The sequence below is a fragment of the Flavobacterium alvei genome, from assembly GCF_002920895.1.
Classification (GTDB): Bacteria; Bacteroidota; Bacteroidia; order Flavobacteriales; family Flavobacteriaceae; genus Flavobacterium; species Flavobacterium alvei.
On record NZ_PQVG01000003.1, the window covers coordinates 152,474 to 173,678 of the forward strand.

The window sequence follows — 21,205 nt, forward strand, 5'->3', positions numbered from 1 at the left end:
AATCGATTTGTTTCAAATAGCATTGTTTGAAATGGTCTATTCAAAAGCTATTTGCTTCTAAATTTTGTATCTCACTTTTTATAAAGTTAAATGGAGAGCTATTTTTCCTAGGCGAATTTCTAATTAAAATGATAAAAAGCACCCAAAAACCATTAAATTGGATTTCAGGTGCTTTTTTATTCCTAAATAGTTTGAAAATTTCTTAAAACCTTTCTTAAAATAATTTAGTTATTCTCTAAAGCGTCAATTTCTTCATCGCTAGCTTCGATGATGTCAATCATTGGTTCGATGAATTCTTGCTCGTTGGCCAATGTTTTGTTTAAAGTTAATACCAAGGCAGGCAATAGCATTAAATTAGATAGCATTCCGAATAATAAAGTCAATGAAATCAACCCGCCAAGGGCAATGGTTCCGCCAAAACTAGACAACATAAATACCGAAAATCCGAAGAACAACACGATAGAAGTATAGAACATACTCAAACCAGCATCGTTAAAAGTGGCGTAAACTGATTTGCGTATTTTCCAGTTGTTTTTCTTTAATTCCTCTCGATATTGCGCCAAGAATCGGACGGTATCATCGACCGAAAGTCCAAATGCAATTCCGAAAACCAATATGGTTGAAGGTTTTAGAGGGATATCAAAAAATCCCATAATTCCAGCCGTTAGTAACAAGGGCAAAAGATTTGGAATGATAGAAACCAAAATCATTTTGAAAGAGCGGAACATAAATCCGATTAAAAGTGCGGTTAAGAAAAAGGCAAAAATCAAGGACGAAAGCAAGTTGTCGAGCAAGTAGCCAGTTCCTTTTTGGAAAACCAATGCTTTTCCAGTAATAGTTACATTGAATCGGTCTGGCGGAAAAATTTTAGTAGCTTCTTTTCGGATTTCGGCTTCAATTTTTGGTATTTCGCCTCCGTTTTCGTCACGCATAAAAGTAGTAATTCGGGCAAATTGTCCTGTCGAATCTACATAGCTTTTCATTAGATTCTCTTTCGAGTTTTTGGTGGCATTTTTGGCATACGACAAGATGAAAGCTTGCTCTTGGGAGGTTGGCAATTCGTAATATTCAGGATTTCCGTTATAGTAAGCTTGTTTAGAATATTTCACTAAATTGACAATCGAAATGGGTTTTGATAATCCTTGAATTTCGGTAATTGCTTGTTCTAGTTCGTCCATCCGCTTGAGCGTAGAAAGTTTCATGACTCCTTTTTTGTGTTTGGTGTCAATCATAATTTCCAAAGGCATCACGCCATCAAACTCTTTTTCGAAGAAAATAATGTCTTGGAAAAAGGGGGCTTTTTTAGGCATATCTTCTATGATGCTTCCCGAAATACGCATTTTGTAAATTCCAATTATACTGATTACCAGAAGCGAAACAGCAACCACATAAATAGAAAATCGATTTTCTTTAACATTGCGTAGTATCCAATCCATAAATGATTTTACATAACCTCTGTCTAAATGCTCGATGTGACGGTCTTTAGGGGCTGGAATGTAACTGTGAAAAATAGGAATAACAACTATACATAAGAAAAATAAAGCTAAAATATTAATGGAAGTAGCATTTCCAAACTCAATAAGCAGCTTATTGTTTGAAGAAATAAAAGTAAAAAAACCAATAGCTGTGGTTACGTTGGTCAAAAGTGTTGCCATACCCACTTTGGTAGTAACCCTTTGTAGTGCCTTAACTTTATTTCGATGAATTTTATATTCCTGGTGGTATTTATTGGTGAGGAAAATACAATTTGGAATCCCGATTACAATGATTAAAGAAGGAACCAATGCGGTTAAAACTGTTATTTCGTAATTCAATAATCCCAAGACGCCAAAAGACCACATTACACCAATAATGACAATAATTATAGAAATCAAGGTGGCTCTAAAACTTCTAAAAAAGAAAAAGAAAAGTAGCGATGTTATCAATAATGATGCACCAATGAAGATGCTGATTTCGCTAATAATGGTTTGTGCATTAAGTGTTCGAATGTAGGGCATTCCAGAAACACGCAAATCGATTTGTGTCTCTTTTTCGAATGCTTCAATGGCAGGAACTAATTTTTTTAGGATAAAATCTTTTCGAGCTGGTGTGTTTACAATTTTCTTGTCTAAATAAATAGCAGATCGAATCGTTCCAGATTTTTTATTGAATAGTAACCCTTCGTAGAAAGGCAAATCGTTGAAGAGTTCTTTTTTTATTTTTTCTAGATATTTGTTGTCTTTAGTTTTACTTTGATCGACAAAAGGAACCAATTCAAATTTCTGGAGAGTTTCGTTTTTTTGTAGTTTTTTTAAATCGTTTATAGAAATTACTAAATCAATAGATTTGTCTTCTTTCAGGCTGTTCATTAATTTAGCCCAAGCGGCATAAGCCTTTGGGGTAAAAAAAGTTTTGTCTTTTACGCCAATTATGACCAAGTTTCCTTCTTCGCCAAACTTGTTTAAAAAAGCATTATACTCAATATTGACAATGTTGTCGTCGGGCAACATGTTGGCTTCTGTTTGGGTGAAATGGATATTTTTCCATTGCAAGGACAATAAGATTGTTATCGCTACAACAATCGACAACATTAAAATTCTATTTCGAAGGACAACACGGGCAATTAATTCCCAAAATCCCAAACTAAACCACTTAATCATTATTCGTTTTTAAATGCTGCAAAGGTAGTTAATCAACTTATTATATTATTGATTTTAAATGTCCCTTTTTGTTAATTTTTTGTTTTTATTTTACAATAAATTCATTTAATGAGATGTAATTTATATATTTGAATTCTGCATCTTTGTACGAAAAATATTGAAGCAATACTTATGAAAAATTACAGAAATACTATATTTTATCTCGTTGTTACAGGCTGTTTTACTGCTTTGATTTATTGGATTTTGACTATGGGAAAAGGTCTGGAAGTTCATAAGAAATACTTGCATCCTGTAACTGAAAATGGGCATTGGAATGATTTTGTTGATTCAATCTCGCTTAACGTACACCATCCTCTGGCCATACTTTTGGCACAAATTGTAACCATCGTTATTGTCGCTCGCTTTTTTGGTTGGGTTTTTAGAAAAATTGGTCAACCTTCTGTAATTGGTGAAATTATCGCAGGAATAGTTCTTGGTCCATCCTTATTGGGTTTGTATTTTCCGGAGTTTTCATTAGCCTTATTTCCAGTTGATTCATTAGGAAATTTGCAGTTTTTAAGCCAGATTGGACTGATACTTTTTATGTTCGTCATTGGAATGGAACTTGACTTGAAAGTTTTGCAAAATAGAGCCAAAGACGCAGTTGTTATTAGTCATGCTAGTATAGTAATTCCTTTTGCATTGGGTATTGGCTTGGCTTATTTTGTGTATTTTAGATTTGCACCAGAAGGAGTTGCATTCTTGCCTTTTGCCTTGTTTATGGGGATTGCTATGAGTATTACCGCTTTTCCAGTTTTAGCAAGAATTGTCCAAGAAAGGGGAATTAATAAGACTAAATTAGGTGCGGTAGTAATCACTTGTGCTGCTGCCGATGATATTACGGCTTGGTGCATTCTTGCTGCAGTTATTGCCATTGTAAAAGCTGGAACCTTTGTAAGTTCGCTCTATATTATTGGAATGGCAATGGTTTATGTTTTAGCTATGCTTTTTGTTGTAAAACCATTTTTAGCTAAAATTGGGGAGTTATATGCAACAAAGGATAGTATAAACAAACCAGTGGTAGCCATTTTCTTTTTAACCTTGATTATTTCGTCATATACAACTGAAATTATTGGGATTCACGCACTTTTTGGTGCTTTTATGACAGGAGTTATTATGCCTGACATAACCAAATTTAGAAATCTATTTATTGAAAAAGTTGAAGATGTTTCGTTGATATTGTTGCTTCCTTTGTTCTTTGTTTTTACAGGTTTGCGAACAGAAATAGGATTGATAAACGATCCTTTTTTATGGAGAGTTACAGGTTTTATTATCCTTGTTGCGGTAATTGGTAAGTTTTTGGGAAGTGCTTTGGCAGCCAAATTCGTAGGACAAAGTTGGCGTGACAGTTTCACTATTGGTGCCTTGATGAACACAAGAGGGTTGATGGAGTTGATAGTTTTGAATATTGGCCTAGATTTGAAAGTGCTTACTCCCGAAGTTTTTACGATGATGGTTATAATGGCACTAGTTACTACTTTTATGACAGGGCCGACATTGAATTTTATAAATTATATTTTCAAAACAAAAGACGATGCTGATTTAGAAGAAATTTCTATTGCGAATATCAAAAAGTATAAAATTTTGATTTCTTTTGGAAATAATGAAAAAGGGAAGTCGCTCTTGAGGCTAGCCAATAGCTTAGTCAAAAAACAAAATGAAAAGGCAGCCATAACAGCCATGCATCTTACATTAAGTGACGAAGTGCATGCTTATAATTTAGAAGAATACGAAAAAGATAAATTTTTGCCAATAATTGAAGAGTCAAAGACCTTGAATCAAGAAATTACAACTCTTTTTCAGGCAACTGTAGATATTGAATCTAATATTGCTGAGGTTGCTAATAATGGAGACTATGATTTACTTTTGATTGGGCTTGGAAAATCTATTTTTGAAGGTTCTCTACTAGGAAAAGTATTAGGGTTTACCACAAGAATAATTAATCCCGATCGTTTGATTGATAAATTTACGGGAAAAGAAGGTCTTTTCGAAAATTCTCCTTTTGATGAAAGGACTCGACAAATAATTGCAAAAACTAAAACCCCTTTGGGTATTTTAATCGATAAAGATTTGCAACAAGTAGATCGAGTTATTATTCCAATTTTTAGTTCTGAGGATGCTTTTTTATTAGACTATGCTCAAAAATTAATTACTAACAACAATTCGAAAATTAAGATTTTGGATGTAAATGCAAATAGTAATGACAATTTTGTACTTAAAAGTGCCATCAATTCTTTAGAACAAAAATACCCCAAAAACATTATTTTAATAGATGAAAACAGCATCAAAAAAGATTTATTAGAGCATTTAGATTTGATGATTATCGGGGTCGAAAGTTGGAAAGTACTTTTAGATAAATATAGTGTTTGGCTGAGAAGAGTTCCTTCAGTTTTGATTTTAAAACATTAGTAAATAAAAAATCCGCTCAAAGCGGATTTTTTATTTACTAAAATGAGAGATTTTAAACCTTCATAATTTCGGCTTCTTTATGAACAAGATGTTCGTCAATTTTTTTGATAAAACTATTGGTCAAATTTTGAACTTCTTCTTCGGCTTTTTTACAAATATCTTCAGAAGTTCCGTCTTTTTCTAGTTTTTTTATTTCGGTATTAGCGTCTTTACGCGCATTTCTAATCCCAATTTTGGCATCTTCGGCTTCGGCTTTTGCTTGTTTTGCCAATTCACGTCTGCGGTCTTCTGTCAAAGGCGGAACGCTAATGATGATTACATCTCCGTTATTCATTGGATTGAAACCAAGATTTGCTATCATGATTGCTTTTTCAATTGGATGAAGCATATTCTTTTCAAAAGGTTGAAGTGTAATGGTTCTTGCATCTGGAACACTAATTTTTGACACTTGAGAAAGCGGTGAGGCCGATCCATAATAATCTACAAAAACGCTTCCTAACATTGCAGGTGAAGCCTTTCCAGCACGAATATTCAAGAAAGATTTTTCTAAATGCGCAATAGTGCCCTCCATAGATTCCTGAGTGCTGTCTAGTATAAATTCAATTTCTTCAGTCATAATTTTCTTGTTTGTTGCTTGTTGTTTATGGTTTGTAGTTAACAATAAACAACAAACCATAAACCATAAACTATATATTTACTTCTGTTCCTACGTTTTCTCCTTCACAAATTTTCAACAAATTCCCTTGTTTGTTCATGTCAAAAATAACTATAGGTAGTTTGTTTTCTTGACTCAAGGTGAAGGCAGTTGTGTCCATAACATTCAATCCTTTTTTCAAAACATCATCAAAAGTGATGTAGTTAAATTTGGTTGCAGTGGCATCTTTTTCTGGATCGGCGGTATAAACACCGTCAACACGAGTTCCTTTTAGAATCACATCGGCGTTAATTTCTACTCCACGCAAAACGGCAGCAGTATCGGTTGTGAAATACGGATTTCCTGTTCCGGCACCAAAAATCACAATTCTTCCTTTTTCAAGATGACGATCTGCTCTTCTTTTGATATAAGGTTCTGCAATAGATTCCATTTTCAAGGCAGTTTGCAAACGAGTTTTCATTCCTTTGTCTTCAAGGGCTCCTTGTAAAGCCATGCCATTAATTACGGTTGCTAACATTCCCATATAATCGCCTTGAACTCGATCCATACCATTGCTTGCTCCAGCAACTCCTCTAAAAATATTTCCACCACCAATTACAATCGCAATTTCCACACCTTTAGTGTGAATTTTTTTAATTTCATCAGCATATTCACCTAATCTTGCAGGGTCAATACCATATTGTCTTTCGCCCATTAAAGCTTCGCCACTCAATTTTAGAAGGATTCTTTTATATTTCATTCCGTTTTATATTTAAAAATTGGACACATAATGTTCCAAAAAACTAGTTAAATTAGTTCAAGTTATGTTGTGCAAATATAGGCATAATCTGTTTTTTTAAAATGCTGTTTTTTAAAAAAAAATAATTTGAGTTCTATTTATTTTTGTATGATAGGAATAATTTTTTTTATTTAAAAAAAAATTGTAATTTAGCGGTTCCAACCAAATCTACTATTACAATTTACTTTTTTGTGGTGTTTAAATGTTGTTTAACAATAAAAAAACACGCCATGAAAACTTTATTTGACAAATTTTACAATTACATTTCAACCTTATTGTTTGGAGGTGAAACCACCAGCCATTATTAATAAAATGGCGTAAATTGATCTTCTATAAAAATCAAAGTATGGTATAAAAATACTTTGATTTTATAAATGTACACTCTAAAATTTATTTTGGAGTGTATTTTATTGTAATAAACTTTGTTCGAACATTGTGATGTCCACGGCGTTGTTTACGTCGTAATCACCAATTTTTGTTCTGCGCAACACCGTCAAGTGTGAGCCTGTTTTCATTGCTATGCCAAAATCATAAGCCAAAGAGCGAATGTAAGTTCCTTTACTGCACACCACTCTAAAGTCGATTTCAGGAAGTGCAATTCGAGTGATTTCGAATTCATGAATAGTGGTTTTTCGACTTGCAATTTCAACAGTTTCTCCTGCACGTGCATGTTCGTACAAACGTACACCTTCTTTTTTTATAGCTGAAAATATAGGTGGTTTTTGATCTATTTCTCCTAAAAATTGATTTACGGTTTCGTAAATCAATTTTTCATCTATGTGCGAACTGTCGAAAGTTTGATCTATTTCGGTTTCTAAATCATAGGAAGGTGTGGTTGCTCCAATGTAGAAAGTTCCCGTATATTCTTTGGCTTGACCTTGAAGTTCGGTAATTTTTTTGGTAAATTTTCCAGTGCAAACTAATAATAATCCACTTGCCAAAGGGTCTAAGGTTCCTGCATGACCAATTTTAAATTTTTTAGGAAGTCCAACTTTATTAATTAAAGCATATTTCATTTTGTTAACAGCCTGAAAAGAAGTCCAATGCAAAGGCTTGTCAATTAAAATGATTTGTCCGTTTAAGAAATCTTCCGCAGTTTTCAAGGAAATTTATTTAAAGTATGAAAAGTAAATCAGCAAATAAGTTCCCATAATAATTCGATACCAACCCCATGGTTTAAAGCCGTATTTATTGATAATTCCAATAAAAAATTTGATAGCTAAAACAGCAACAATAAATGCTACAACATTTCCAATCAAAAACATTATAATGTTGTCATTTGATTTTAAAATCAGTTCATAGCCCTTCATTTGTGAAGTTTCATAGGTTTTTAGGAATACAGAGTAGCAGGTAACTGCTAGCATAGTTGGGACTGCCAAAAAAAATGAAAATTCTGCAGCAGTATTTCTTGATAATCCTTGTTGCATCCCGCCAATGATGGAAGCCGCAGATCGACTTGTTCCAGGCATCATTGCTAAGCATTGCCAAAAACCAATGGTCACTGCTTTTTTAATAGTGATATCTTCTTCATTTACAATAGTAGTTTTGTCTTTGAAATATTGGTCCACAAAAAGCAAAACGAAACCGCCAATAATTAATACAATCGCAATAGGAATAGGATCTCCTAGGATGGCTTCGATTTTATCGTCGAATAATTTACCTAAAACCAAGGCTGGAATTACAGCAAAAGCCAATTTGGTATAAAAATTCATTCCGATTTTTAGAGTTGGAAAAGCCAAGAATTTTTTCCAGTATAAAGTCACAACAGCTAAAATAGCTCCAAATTGAATGGAAACCTGAAAAAGTTTTACAAAATCGTCTTCTTGAATTCCAAAATAAGAACTCGTAAAAATCATATGAGCTGTAGAAGAAATAGGAAGATATTCTGTTAATCCTTCAATAATTGCAATAATAATAGCTTGAAATGTATTCAATTGATTTAAGATTTTAGAGTGTAGATTTTAGATTTTATTTGTGCTAATTGAACACTGAAAGCTGCCAACTATTTTTTAGGGTTTTTAAGAATGGCATAAATAGTAATCCCAAAACCAATTAAAACGGTTGTTGGCGCCAATCTAATCCTTCTAAAATTAAATATTTCTTCGTTAAATACATTGGGGTCATCGCTTCCGCCGCCAGACATTAATATAAATCCAAGTGCAATTACGGCAATACCTATAAGTAGTATGATGTAGTTTGTTTTCTCAAAAAGAAATTCGTGTTTTTGTTCTTCTTTGTTTTTCATTTTTATTTCTGTTTTTTACTGAAAACGGATGACTAATATAAATCGTCTGTTCTTAAATTCAAAAAGCGTTGTGTTGCAAAATAGGTACTTATCCAAGTGATCAAAACACCTACACCAAAAACTAATAACAATACAAGTGCAACCAGTAATTTATCGTCAAGAATTCCTAAACCTGGAAAATTAGTTTGAATATAAATTAAAACACCAATTAGAGCAATAATTGCTAATCCTGCTCCAAGCATTCCAAGTTTTATGCTTCGCATGACAAATGGTTTTCTGATAAATGCTTTTGTAGCACCAACCATTTGCATCGTTTTGATAATAAATCGATGAGAATAAATGGATAAACGCAAAGAGCTATTAATCAATAAAACCGCAACAAACGTCAAGAAAATACTGATTATTAAAATCCACATACTCACTTTTTTGATATTGTCATTCACTAAGTTCACTAATTGTTTGTCATAAACAATGTCTGAAACCATAGGATTTTTGTGCAAAAGACTTTCAATTTTAGCTATGCTATCTCTTTCTACATAATCGGCTTTCAGGTGAATGTCATAAGAGTTTTGCAAAGGATTTGTGCCTAAAAAAGTCATAAAATCTTCGCCAATAATATCGGTATGTTCCTTTGCTGCTTTTTCTTTTGAAACATAGACAAACGATTTAGTGAATTTAGCTACTTTCAATTCTTTGGCAAAAGCTTTTAGAATTGTGTCGTTCGCATCGTTCTTAAAAAATACAGTCATAGCAATTTCTTCTCTAAAATTGTTTGCCAATTTCCTAGAATTTATAATGAAAAACCCTAGTATTCCTAAAAGAAATAAAACCAAGAATACACTTAGTACAACTGAAAAATAGGAGGAAAGTAATCTGCGTTTTTGAAATTTATCAAAGTTAGAAGCCATAGTTTATTCGAATTATGGGGTAAAAATAACAAACAATTTCTTTATTTAAAGTTAATAACGCTCAAACTTTCAGTTTTCGTACAATAAATGTAAATTTGGCATCTCAAAATAAACTTTTTTCAGAAAGTCTTTGTGACTTTAAATCATATCAATACAAATGAAATACAATCCGAACGAAATAGAAGCCAAATGGCAAAAACATTGGGCAGACAACAAAACTTTTAAAGCCGAAAATAACTCCGAAAAACCAAAATATTATGTTTTGGATATGTTTCCTTATCCTTCTGGTGCGGGGTTACACGTTGGACATCCGCTGGGTTACATCGCTTCGGACGTGTATTCGAGATACAAAAGACATCGTGGATTCAATGTTTTGCATCCAATGGGCTACGACAGTTTTGGATTGCCGGCCGAACAATATGCGATACAAACGGGTCAGCGTCCGGAAGACACGACTTCGGTAAATATTGACGGAGGCGTGGACAAAGAAGGAAACAAAATTGCGGGTTATCGTAAACAGTTGGACAAAATTGGATTTTCATTCGATTGGAGTCGTGAAGTACGTACTTCGAATCCGGATTATTACAAACACACGCAGTGGATTTTCATTCAGTTATTCAATTCGTGGTATAATAAAAATACGGACAAAGCCGAAGATATTTCGACTTTGGTTTCCATTTTTACAACAGAAGGAAATGCGAATGTAAATGCAGTTTGCGACGACAATATTCAAGCTTTTTCATCAAGCGAATGGAACGCATTTTCATCAGACGAACAACAAAAAATACTATTACAATACCGACTAACTTATTTAGCGGAAACCGAAGTAAACTGGTGTCCTGGATTGGGAACTGTTTTGGCGAATGATGAAATCGTAAACGGCGTTTCAGAACGTGGTGGTTTTCCAGTTATTCGCAAGAAAATGACCCAATGGAGTATGCGAATTTCTGCCTATGCGGAACGTTTACTACAAGGTTTGAATGATATTGATTGGAGCGAAAGCATCAAAGAAAGTCAAAGAAACTGGATTGGAAAATCCGTCGGCGCAATGGTTTCATTTAATGTGCTTCCATCAACCATCAACCAACAACCATCAACTATTCAAGTTTTCACAACCCGTCCTGATACAATTTTCGGAGTGACGTTTATGACATTGGCACCGGAACACGAATTAGTGGCGCAAATCACAACTCCTGAACAAAAATCAGCAGTTGACGCCTATATCGAAAAAACTGCAAAACGTTCCGAAAGAGAGCGTATGGCGGATGTAAAAACCATTTCGGGAGTTTTCACGGGAGCGTACGCTGAACATCCGTTTACCAAAGAGCCGATTTCGGTTTGGATTGGTGATTATGTTTTGGCAGGTTACGGAACAGGTGCTGTGATGGCGGTTCCTTGCGGTGATGAAAGAGATTATGCTTTTGCGAATTTCTTTAAAGGACAAAACGGAATGCCGGAAATCAAAAACATTTTTGATAAAGACATATCGGAATCGGCTTTTGGAGCCAAAGAAGGTTTTCAATTGGTAGATTCTGATTTCTTGAATGGGTTGGGATACAAAGAAGGAACGAAGAAAGTAATTGCTGAATTGGAAAAAATAGGTCAGGGAAAAGGGAAAATTAATTACCGTTTGCGTGATGCGGTTTTCTCCCGTCAAAGATATTGGGGCGAACCGTTTCCGGTATATTATGTGAATGGCTTGCCACAAATGATTGAGGCGAAACATTTGCCAATCGTATTGCCGGAAGTAGAGAAATATTTGCCAACCGAAGACGGATTGCCTCCATTAGGAAATGCAACAATCTGGGCTTGGGACAGTGTAAATAATAAAGTGGTTGACACGGATTTGGTTGACAATGCAACAATTTTTCCATTAGAATTGAACACGATGCCGGGTTGGGCGGGAAGTTCCTGGTATTGGATGCGTTATATGGATGCTAAAAATGACGGAGAATTTGCGAGCAAAGACGCTTTGAAATATTGGGAAAGCGTGGATTTATACATTGGCGGAAGCGAACACGCAACCGGTCACTTATTGTATTCTCGTTTTTGGAATAAATTCCTAAAAGACAAAGGTTTTGCACCAACAGAAGAACCATTCAAAAAACTGATTAATCAGGGAATGATTTTGGGAATGAGTGCTTTTGTTCATTCTCTTAATATTACAGTATTAGGGGATATTGATGATATATTTTATCGTATAAAAATATTAATAACTGAAAGTATTTTTAAAAAATATAACAGTTGTTTCATAGATAAAAATTTTCTTTCTTCAGATGAGTTTTTAAGAAATATTGTGTTTAATCAATTACCTAAAGAATACGCAGAAAATGATGATTTTGATATTAATTTACAGTTCTTCAAAGAAAGGAATGTTGATATTTCATTAATAAATGAAATTACAAATGAATTAGATGTAGATGGTTTTAAAAATGATTCTAAATATTCTGATTTTAAATATTCTAAATTCATTACCGAAGAAAACGGAAAATACATCGTTGGTCGCGAAATCGAAAAAATGTCGAAATCCAAATACAATGTTGTAACTCCGGATGATATTTGTAACGAATACGGAGCCGATACTTTGCGTTTGTACGAAATGTTTTTAGGACCATTGGAACAAGCAAAACCTTGGAACACGGCAGGAATTTCGGGAGTTTTTGGCTTCCTTAAAAAATTATGGCGTTTGTATTTTGACGAGAATGGTTTAATTGTAAACAATGACGCGCCAACGAAAGACAACTTAAAATCATTACACAAAACCATCAAAAAAGTAGCAGAAGATATTGAAGGTTTCTCTTTCAACACTTCGGTTTCGCAGTTTATGATTTGCGTAAATGAATTGTCAACGCAAAATTGTCATTCCCGTACGATTTTAGAACCATTAGCGATTTTGATTTCGCCTTACGCGCCACATATCGCAGAGGAATTGTGGGCTCAATTAGGAAATACAGCATCTATTTCAACAGTTGATTTCCCTGTTTTTGAAGCAAAGCATTTGGTAGAATCGGAGAAAGAATATCCGGTTTCTTTCAACGGAAAAATGCGTTTTACGATGACTTTGCCTTTGGATTTAACCAAGGAACAAATCGAGGAAATCGTAATGAAAGACGAAAGAACCCAAAAACAACTGGACGGGAAAACGCCAAACAAGGTGATTATTGTTCCAGGGAAAATTATCAATTTGGTGGGGTAAATTAATGGTGAATGGTAAGTTGTGAATTGTAAATGCAACTAACCTAAATATTTTAAGAATCCAAATTTCAATGACATTGTGTTAATTGGAGTTTGGATTTTTTTGCTCCTAGTTTGAGATTCCTACGGAATGACAAGATGATGGGATTTTTTGTTTGAATGATTATCAATCGTAGTTTGTCATTCCGTAGGAATCTTTTTAATTGGAATTTAGATTTTTTTTATTACTACCCCTTTATTGATATTGCCATTGATATTGCCATTGATTTTTTAAAACTTTTTTAACAGATGTCAAATTGTCATTTTCTAAATTTGGTTCACAATTTGATGGTTTAATTTCAAACAATTAAAAAATAAAATTATGGGAATGGGATATATGCTTTTAGCAGGATTGATTATGCTGGCCAGTTGGTTAGTGAGTTCAAGATTAAAAAGTAAATTCGAACAATACTCTAAATTGCATTTGCAAAACGGAATGTCGGGTGCCGAAATCGCCGAAAAAATGTTGGCAGATAACGGAATTAGAGATGTTCGTGTTATTTCGACTCCAGGTCAATTGACAGATCATTACAATCCTGTGGACAAAACAGTGAATTTAAGCGAAGCAGTTTACAATCAAAGGAACGCTGCGGCAGCTGCGGTTGCGGCTCACGAATGTGGTCACGCCGTACAACATGCTGTGGGGTATCAATGGCTGACAATGCGTTCGCAATTGGTTCCAATTGTTAATGTGGCGTCATCTTATATGCAATGGATTTTGTTGGCAGGAATCCTGATGATTAGAACTTTTCCTCAGTTGTTATTGATTGGAATTGTGATTTTTGCTGCAACGACTTTATTTTCGATTGTGACTTTGCCAGTAGAATATGATGCGAGTAATAGGGCTTTGGCTTGGTTAGAAAACAAACGAATGCTTACGCAACAAGAACAAGCAGGAGCGAAAGATGCTTTGAAATGGGCTGCAAGAACCTATGTAGTTGCTGCGCTTGGTTCGATTGCGACTTTATTGTATTATGTTTCTATTTATATGAATAGAAGATAAATTGCATAATGTGATATGACTTCGGTTCATCGCAATGACAAAAAACAAAAACGGCTGTTTCCAATGTGAAACAGCCGTTTTTTATTTCATAAATATTTTTTTATTCAGGCATATTTTGTTGTTGCCATTTTACTAAAAGTGCTATTTGATCAGTTGTCAAAGCGGGTTTTTTGTTTGCAGGTGGCATAAATTTACGATTGTCCTGTGATAGTTGCACACGTTCCAAGATTTCGACAATGTTTTCTTTGACGTGAATGTAGTTTTCTAAAGGTTCTTTTCGACCTTGAGGTGGCATGTGGCACGGAGTGCAACTATTCGAAATAATAGGTGCTATATCTGTTTTGTAACTGATTTTGGGATCTGCTGTTCCTTTTTTAGAAGAGCTACAATTAACAATTACCAAGGATAAAGAGATCATAAGAATAATTAATGGGATTTTTTTCATAGTTTTAGTTTTTGGTTTATATCAAAAGTAGTTGAAATGATTTAAAAACAAACATTTTCCAAATAAAAAAGTTCTAAATTCCAATGGTAAAATTGGAGTTTAGAACTTTAAATGTTGAGTTTCAGTATAAGTTTATTTTCCCTTATTCGCTTCTGAAATATATTTTTCTAATGCCATCGTCATCGAAGGTGTTTCTGGTGTTGGAGCAAGAATATCAATTCTCAAGCCTTTTTCAAGAGCAGCTTTTTGAGTTGTACTTCCAAAAACAGCTATTCTAGTATTGTTTTGCTCAAAATCAGGAAAATTAGTGAACAATGATTTTATTCCGGTTGGGCTAAAGAAAGCCAAAACATCATAATAAACATCGGCTAAATCAGACAAATCACTGATTACTGTTTTGTAAAAAACAGCTGGTGTCCAATCTACTTTCAAAGCATTAAGAGTTATTGGTGCATCTGCATTCAGTTGATCTGAAGCGGGTAGCAAAAATTTCTCGTCTTTGTATTTTTTGATAAGTGGAGATAAATCGGCAAAATCTTTTGGGCCAACGTAAATTTTACGTTTTCTATAGACTACGTATTTTTGAAGGTAAAATGCAATTGCTTCTGATTGACAAAAGTATTTCAATCCTTCGGGAACTTTATAACGCATTTCGTCTGCCACTCTAAAAAAGTGATCTACAGCGTTTTTGCTGGTTAAAATAATTGCAGTAAAATGGTTAAGATCAATCTTTTGGAGTCTAATTTCTTTGGCACTAACTCCTTCAACGTGGATAAAAGGCCTGAAGTCAACTTTTACTTTATGCTTATTTTGAAGTTCAAAGTAAGGGGAGTTTTCCACTTTAGGTTCGGGCTGTGACACCAAAATTGTTTTCACTTTCATATTTGACATTTTCTAAGCAATACCTTTTGTAAACCAATAATATAAGAAATAATACGGTGCTATTTCGAGAGCGCAAAGATATAAAATAAAATAAAACAACTTGCTAAATATTATATTTTGATAATTTTTTATTGACACTAAATATATTACCACATTGAAAATCAGAACTATAGAAATAAGTATGATCATAAAATTTCTTGAAACTGCATCATTGTAGAACAAGATTATGTTGATTGGCAATAAGATTAACCCTATGTAGGTTCTGAAAATTACCTTTTGAAGGTTGAATTGTTCAATGACTTCTTCAATATTGAAGGCGGTTGCAATAATTTTTTCGATTAAAAATTTACTTAAAACGAAATAGATTAGAAACGTAATTACTTGAATAAACAAAACCCAATCTGTTTTTGAACTATAACCAAAATAAGAAAACGAAAGTTGAATGAAAAAAGCAAATGAGATGAGTTGGACAAAAAATAAAGCTATTGTAAAACTGCTTTTAAGGTGGCTGCCCTCTTTATAAACATTCGTGTATTTGTCGGAGTAAATTAATTTTGCAAATTCAGCAAAACGATTTTCAAATGCCGATTTTGTTATTGCAACAGTGGCAAATGAAAGTACAAACAAGATTGTTGCCCAATCTTTGTTCTCGATTACCCTTAAATGAAGTACATTATCAATCATATTGCTGCAAAATTACTAATTTTTTATTTCATTATTTAGATTAAAAAAGTATTAAAAAAATGTCCTGATTGAAAATCGTAAATATACAAGAAGAATACAGCTGTTATATTATTTTATAAACAATTATTTGAATTCAGATAGGCATCAAATCGTATAAAAAGTTTACTTTTGCGGTGAAATTACGCAAGATATGAATGATTGTATTGTTATAATTCCAACCTATAACGAAATTGAGAATATTGAAAGCATACTTAGGGCAGTGCTTTCCCAGCATAAACCGTTTCATGTCCTTGTTATTGATGACAATTCGCCAGATCATACCGCGGAAAAAGTAACTTTACTTCAAACGGAATTTGAAGGGAGATTGTTTTTGGAAAAACGAACAGGAAAATTGGGTTTGGGAACAGCATATGTTCACGGTTTTAAATGGGCTTTGGAGCATAATTATAGCTATATTTTTGAAATGGACGCCGATTTTTCGCATAATCCAAAAGATTTAGAGAGATTGTATGATGCTTGCCATTTTGGAGGTGCCGATTTAGCTATTGGTTCTCGTTATGTAACAGGAGTAAATGTGGTAAACTGGCCATTAAGTCGGGTTTTAATGTCATATTTTGCATCGGTTTATGTGCGATTTATTACAGGAATGAAAATTCACGATGCTACAGCTGGATTCGTATGCTATAAAAGTGAGGTTTTGGTTGGGATAAATTTAGACAAAATAAAATTTGTGGGATACGCTTTTCAAATTGAAATGAAATATAGAACTTTTTGCAAAAAATTTGATATCACTGAAGTCCCCATTATTTTTACCGATAGAACTAAAGGACAATCTAAGATGAGCAGTGCCATTTTTAAAGAAGCTGTTTTAGGAGTAATTGCACTACGTTTAAAAAAATTATTTAACACCTTATAAAAGGAAATGACGATGAATAAGGTTTTAATTAAAAATGCTAAAATAGTTAACGAGGGAACTATTTTTGAAGGAGATGTATTAATAGAAAACGACTTAATTGTTGAGATTTCGGATAGTATTAGCGCAAAATCATCTGAGTGTAAAATTATTGATGCCGAAGGAAATTATTTAATTCCAGGGGCAATTGATGATCAAGTTCATTTTAGAGAACCTGGACTTACACACAAAGGGGATATTGAGTCAGAATCGAGAGCTGCAGTAGCGGGAGGAATCACATCGTTTATCGAGCAGCCCAACACGGTTCCAAATGCTGTAACTCAAGAAATCTTAGAAGAAAAATATCAAATTGCGGCTGAAAAATCATATGCAAATTATTCGTTTATGATGGGCGCAACCAATGATAATTTGGAAGAAGTTTTGAAAACTAACCCGAAAAATGTTGCGGGAATCAAAATATTTTTGGGTTCATCAACAGGAAATATGTTGGTAGATAATGAAGTGGTTTTAGAAAAAATATTTTCAAGTACACCGATGCTTATTGCAGTGCATTGTGAAGACGAAACTACCATAAAAAACAATTTAGAAAAATTTAAAGCTGAATATGGCGAAGATATTCCAGTAACGGCACATCATCTTATAAGAAGTGAAGAAGCTTGTTTTATTTCTTCTTCAAAAGCCGTAGCATTAGCCAAAAAAACCGGTGCAAGATTGCATATTTTTCATCTTTCAACAGCGAAAGAAATGGAATTGTTTACTAATAAAATTCCATTAGAAGACAAGAAAATAACTGCCGAAGTTTGTGTGCATCATTTATGGTTTTCCGATGAGGATTATAAGACCAAAGGCAATTTAATAAAATGGAATCCTGCAGTAAAAACCACAAATGACCGAAAAGTGTTGTGGGACGCATTGGTCGATGGTAGAATTGATGTGATTGCCACAGATCACGCACCTCATACTTTAGAAGAAAAAAAACAATCTTATTTGAAAGCACCTTCTGGCGGCCCACTAGTGCAACACGCAGTTGTAGCAATGTTTGAAGCCTATCACCAAGGGAAAATTAGTATTGAAAAAATAGTGGAGAAAATGTGCCACAATCCAGCCAAAATTTTCAAAATAGAAAAACGTGGTTTTATCAAAGAAGGGTATTATGCCGATTTAGTCATCGTAAATTCAGGTTTGCCTTGGAGTGTAAAAAAGGAAAATATTCTATACAAATGTGGCTGGTCACCGTTTGAAGGTTTTACTTTCAAATCTCGAATTACACATACTTTTGTTAACGGACAAATGGTGTATTCTGCTTCTAAAGTAAAAGATATTCGTGCTGGAAAAAGATTGACATTTGATAGATAATATTTAAATATGAAAAAAATACTTCCATTTTTTATTGTTTTGTTTATCCTTGTTGGCTGTAAAAAAGAGCTGGTCAAGGAACCAAAACGTCTTATTGAAAGAGAGGAAATGGTAAATATTATGTATGATTTATCACTGTTGGAAGCCATGAAAGTGGATAATCCAATCTTATTTGATTCTTTAAAAAATAGTCCGAACCAATATATATTTAAAAAATATAAAATAGATAGCATTCAGTTTGTTCAAAGCAATATCTATTACGCTTCTGATTCTAAAGAATATCAGAAAATGTTCGAAAAAGTTAAAGTTCGATTGGAAAAGGAAAAAATACAATTGGCATCTTTGCAAAAAGCTGAAGCGAAGAAAGAAATCTTAAAAGCCAAAAAAAAGAAAAAATTACTTGAAAAAAAACAATCCGATTCTATAAAAAGGGTGCACATTGAAGTGTCCAAAACCAAGAAGAAGTTAAGCAAAAAAGAAGTCTCAGATTCGATAAAAAAAGCTAAAACTAAAGCGGCAAAAGCTAAAATGACTAGAGAAATAGATTCACTAAAAAGAATTGTTGCTGAACAAAAAAGAAGGCAACAAATAAAATAGTTACAACTTCGAAATGTCGTTGATATACTGATGAATGGCTATAAATTCAGTTTGCAAAGTAGTCTTAATTTTTGCGTTCGAATAGTGATTTTCAGTATAAGATGCTTTGGCAGTAGCACGATCTAATTTTCTTTTTTGCCTTAATACATTTGACAAGAACCAATCTATTTTATAGGCAATATTTACCAAAAATGGAGTTGCGTGAATGGTGGGTCTTTTTACTTTCAAAGAATCTGCAATAGAATTCAGCAAGTCTTGGAAAGTAATATTTTCTGCAATTAGAGTAAATCTTTCGTTTTTAACGTCGCTATCCATCAATTGAATCATAATTTTTACCACATCGGTCACGGCAATAATTCCTGTTGAGCCTTTGGTGAAAAATAACAATCCTTTTTCAACTTTCTTAAAAAGTAATCCGCTGCCTTGTTCCCAAAAACCTGCTCCAATAATGATTCCAGGATTTACAATTACGGAATTTAAACCTTCTTGTTGCCCTCGCCAAATTTCCATTTCGGCTCCATATTTAGAAATGGCATAATCACTATGGGGTTTCTCGGGATTCCATTCGGTTTCTTCTGTAATGGTGTTTTCGTTTTCTTTCAAATCTCCCAATGCAGCAATCGAACTCACAAAACAAAGTTTTTTTATGCTGTTGAACAAACAAAAATTAACTATGTTAGCCGTTCCTTCTATATTGGTTTTGCGAAGCAAATCTTCGTCTTTTGGGTCAAATGAAATTAAAGCGGCACAATGATAAACATATTCCACGTTTTTAAAAGCGATTTCCAATGAAGGAATGTCAATAATATCAGCCTGAATCCAGTTTATTTTTTCGAATAAAGTTTCTTTTTGGTAAATAGAAAAAAGATTTTTGGTTTTTTGAATGGATTCCAAATTACGATATATGGCACGAACACTTTCTCCATTTTCAACTAAATGAAGCAATAAATGTGCGCCGACTAAACCTGTTCCTCCTGTGACTAAAATCATTTTGCGAATTTACGAATTACGGATTACGGATTGCGATTTTTTTTCAATTAACCGAATAAACAATTAACCGAATCAACATTATATTTTATCTTTGCCGAAATTGATTTTAAAAAATGAAGAATTTTATAGAAGAAGTCACTTGGAGAGGAATGCTCCACGATGTTATGCCAGGCACCGAAGAACATTTGATGGAACAAATGCGTGTGGCCTATGTGGGGATTGACCCAACTGCCGATTCCTTGCATATCGGGCATTTAGTAGGAGTGATGTTGTTGAAACATTTCCAGTTATCTGGACATAAACCATTAGCTTTAGTGGGAGGAGCCACAGGAATGATTGGGGATCCATCCGGGAAATCGAACGAAAGAAATTTATTAGACGAAGCCACTTTGCGTCACAATCAAGAAGCCATAAAAGAACAATTATCCCGTTTTTTAGATTTTACTTCCAATGCTGAAAATGCTGCCGAATTAGTGAATAATTACGATTGGATGAAGAATTTTTCTTTTCTGGAATTCATTCGTGATGTGGGTAAGCACATTACCGTAAATTATATGATGGCGAAAGATTCTGTAAAGAAACGTTTGTCGTCCGAAGCTGCCGAAGGAATGTCTTTCACGGAGTTTACCTATCAATTGGTTCAAGGATATGATTTCTTGCATTTGTACAGAGATAAAAGTTGTACGCTACAAATGGGCGGAAGTGACCAATGGGGAAATATTACTACTGGAACTGAATTAGTGAGAAGAATAGCCAGCGGAAAAGCGTACGCATTGACTTGTCCGTTAATCACCAAAGCCGATGGAACTAAGTTTGGAAAATCAGAAGGGGGTAATATTTGGTTGGATGCCGCTAGAACATCGCCTTATAAATTTTACCAATATTGGTTAAATACTTCCGATGTGGATGCTGAGAAATACATCAAGATTTTTACTTTTTTATCGAAAGAGGAAATAGAAGATTTAACCGAAAAGCATAGAGAAGCACCACATTTGAGATTGTTGCAAAAACGTTTGGCTGAAGAAATCACGGTTATGGTTCATTCTAAAGAAGATTTAGAAAATGCCATAAAAGCGTCTGGAATTCTTTTTGGAAATTCCAATGCCGAAGATTTAAAACAATTGGACGCTGCGACTTTCTTGGAAGTTTTTGACGGTGTTCCTCAAGCAGAAATTGCAAAAACTGAAATCGAAGCAGGAATCAATATTGTAGATGTTTTGAACGAAAAAACAGGGTTTTTAAAATCAAACGGAGAGGCAAGACGCGCTTTGACTGCCAATTCTATTTCTGTAAACCGTGAAAAAGTAACCGAAGAATTTGTGCTTTCGAGCAAAGATTTGATTAACTACCAGTTTGTTTTGTTGCAAAGCGGGAAGAAAAATTATTTTGTGGTAAGAGTGGTTTAAATCTAACGTGAGATGGCTAAGT

At 33.9% G+C, this 21,205-nt stretch carries 18 protein-coding genes; 7 read left to right on the forward strand and 11 right to left on the reverse strand.

Annotation, left to right across the window (positions count from 1 at the left end; translation table 11 throughout):
* Positions 1-224 precede the first annotated feature (224 nt).
* On the reverse strand, positions 225-2,639 hold the full coding sequence (locus tag C3L50_RS06010; RefSeq protein WP_103805262.1) for an efflux RND transporter permease subunit: 2,415 nt from the start codon (positions 2,637-2,639) through the stop codon (positions 225-227).
* A gap of 171 nt (positions 2,640-2,810) precedes the next feature.
* Between C3L50_RS06010 and C3L50_RS06015 the strand changes: the two genes are divergently transcribed.
* Positions 2,811-5,087 carry a cation:proton antiporter gene (locus C3L50_RS06015; RefSeq protein WP_103805263.1) on the forward strand — a complete coding sequence of 759 codons (2,277 nt, stop codon included), beginning with the start codon at positions 2,811-2,813 and terminating at the stop codon, positions 5,085-5,087.
* 52 nt (positions 5,088-5,139) lie between these two features.
* On the opposite strand, the gene frr is transcribed toward C3L50_RS06015, so the two are convergent.
* The 6 genes from frr to C3L50_RS06050 form a co-directional block, all read right to left on the reverse strand.
* Positions 5,140-5,703, reverse strand: a complete 564-nt coding sequence (gene frr / locus C3L50_RS06020) for a ribosome recycling factor (RefSeq protein WP_103805547.1) — start codon at positions 5,701-5,703, stop codon at positions 5,140-5,142.
* A gap of 70 nt (positions 5,704-5,773) precedes the next feature.
* A complete protein-coding gene (gene pyrH, locus C3L50_RS06025) occupies positions 5,774-6,481 on the reverse strand; it encodes a UMP kinase (RefSeq protein ID WP_103805264.1) in 708 nt (235 codons plus the stop codon).
* A 446-nt stretch (positions 6,482-6,927) separates the two neighbouring features.
* Positions 6,928-7,623 carry a tRNA pseudouridine(55) synthase TruB gene (gene truB, locus C3L50_RS06035; protein WP_103805266.1) on the reverse strand — a complete coding sequence of 232 codons (696 nt, stop codon included), beginning with the start codon at positions 7,621-7,623 and terminating at the stop codon, positions 6,928-6,930.
* Positions 7,624-7,629: 6 nt separating this feature from the next.
* A complete protein-coding gene (locus C3L50_RS06040) occupies positions 7,630-8,454 on the reverse strand; it encodes an undecaprenyl-diphosphate phosphatase (RefSeq protein WP_103805267.1) in 825 nt (274 codons plus the stop codon).
* A gap of 68 nt (positions 8,455-8,522) precedes the next feature.
* Positions 8,523-8,765, reverse strand: coding sequence for a DUF3098 domain-containing protein (locus C3L50_RS06045; RefSeq protein WP_103805268.1), 243 nt, complete (start codon positions 8,763-8,765; stop codon positions 8,523-8,525).
* A gap of 32 nt (positions 8,766-8,797) precedes the next feature.
* Complete coding sequence (locus C3L50_RS06050) at positions 8,798-9,673, reverse strand: cell division protein FtsX (RefSeq protein WP_103805269.1); 876 nt, start codon at positions 9,671-9,673, stop codon at positions 8,798-8,800.
* A gap of 157 nt (positions 9,674-9,830) precedes the next feature.
* Between C3L50_RS06050 and C3L50_RS06055 the strand changes: the two genes are divergently transcribed.
* On the forward strand, positions 9,831-12,869 hold the full coding sequence (locus C3L50_RS06055; RefSeq protein WP_103805270.1) for a leucine--tRNA ligase: 3,039 nt from the start codon (positions 9,831-9,833) through the stop codon (positions 12,867-12,869).
* Positions 12,870-13,229: 360 nt separating this feature from the next.
* Positions 13,230-13,910: a zinc metallopeptidase gene (locus tag C3L50_RS06060; protein ID WP_103805271.1), complete on the forward strand. Its 681-nt coding sequence runs from the start codon at positions 13,230-13,232 to the stop codon at positions 13,908-13,910.
* A 100-nt stretch (positions 13,911-14,010) separates the two neighbouring features.
* Here C3L50_RS06060 and C3L50_RS06065 read toward each other — a convergent pair whose 3' ends face one another.
* From C3L50_RS06065 to C3L50_RS06075, 3 genes are all read right to left on the reverse strand, one after another.
* Complete coding sequence (locus tag C3L50_RS06065) at positions 14,011-14,355, reverse strand: hypothetical protein (protein WP_103805272.1); 345 nt, start codon at positions 14,353-14,355, stop codon at positions 14,011-14,013.
* A 132-nt stretch (positions 14,356-14,487) separates the two neighbouring features.
* A complete protein-coding gene (locus C3L50_RS06070) occupies positions 14,488-15,237 on the reverse strand; it encodes a uroporphyrinogen-III synthase (protein ID WP_103805548.1) in 750 nt (249 codons plus the stop codon).
* A gap of 12 nt (positions 15,238-15,249) precedes the next feature.
* Positions 15,250-15,921, reverse strand: coding sequence for a DUF4271 domain-containing protein (locus C3L50_RS06075; RefSeq protein ID WP_103805273.1), 672 nt, complete (start codon positions 15,919-15,921; stop codon positions 15,250-15,252).
* Positions 15,922-16,111: 190 nt separating this feature from the next.
* On the opposite strand from C3L50_RS06075, the gene C3L50_RS06080 reads away from it, so the two are divergent.
* From C3L50_RS06080 to C3L50_RS06090, 3 genes are read left to right on the forward strand one after another with little or no spacing between them, the layout of a single operon-like run.
* A complete protein-coding gene (locus C3L50_RS06080; protein ID WP_103805274.1) occupies positions 16,112-16,837 on the forward strand; it encodes a polyprenol monophosphomannose synthase in 726 nt (241 codons plus the stop codon).
* A gap of 12 nt (positions 16,838-16,849) precedes the next feature.
* Positions 16,850-18,190: a dihydroorotase gene (locus C3L50_RS06085; protein WP_103805275.1), complete on the forward strand. Its 1,341-nt coding sequence runs from the start codon at positions 16,850-16,852 to the stop codon at positions 18,188-18,190.
* Between the two features lie 9 nt (positions 18,191-18,199).
* Positions 18,200-18,787 (forward strand): DUF4296 domain-containing protein, encoded by a 588-nt coding sequence (locus C3L50_RS06090; RefSeq protein ID WP_103805276.1) that lies wholly within the window; start codon positions 18,200-18,202, stop codon positions 18,785-18,787.
* On the opposite strand, the gene C3L50_RS06095 is transcribed toward C3L50_RS06090, so the two are convergent.
* Entirely contained in the window at positions 18,788-19,777 is a 990-nt protein-coding gene (locus C3L50_RS06095) for an NAD-dependent epimerase/dehydratase family protein (RefSeq protein ID WP_103805277.1), read from the reverse strand.
* Positions 19,778-19,890: 113 nt separating this feature from the next.
* Between C3L50_RS06095 and tyrS the strand changes: the two genes are divergently transcribed.
* On the forward strand, positions 19,891-21,183 hold the full coding sequence (tyrS, locus tag C3L50_RS06100; RefSeq protein WP_103805278.1) for a tyrosine--tRNA ligase: 1,293 nt from the start codon (positions 19,891-19,893) through the stop codon (positions 21,181-21,183).
* Positions 21,184-21,205: the final 22 nt, after the last annotated feature.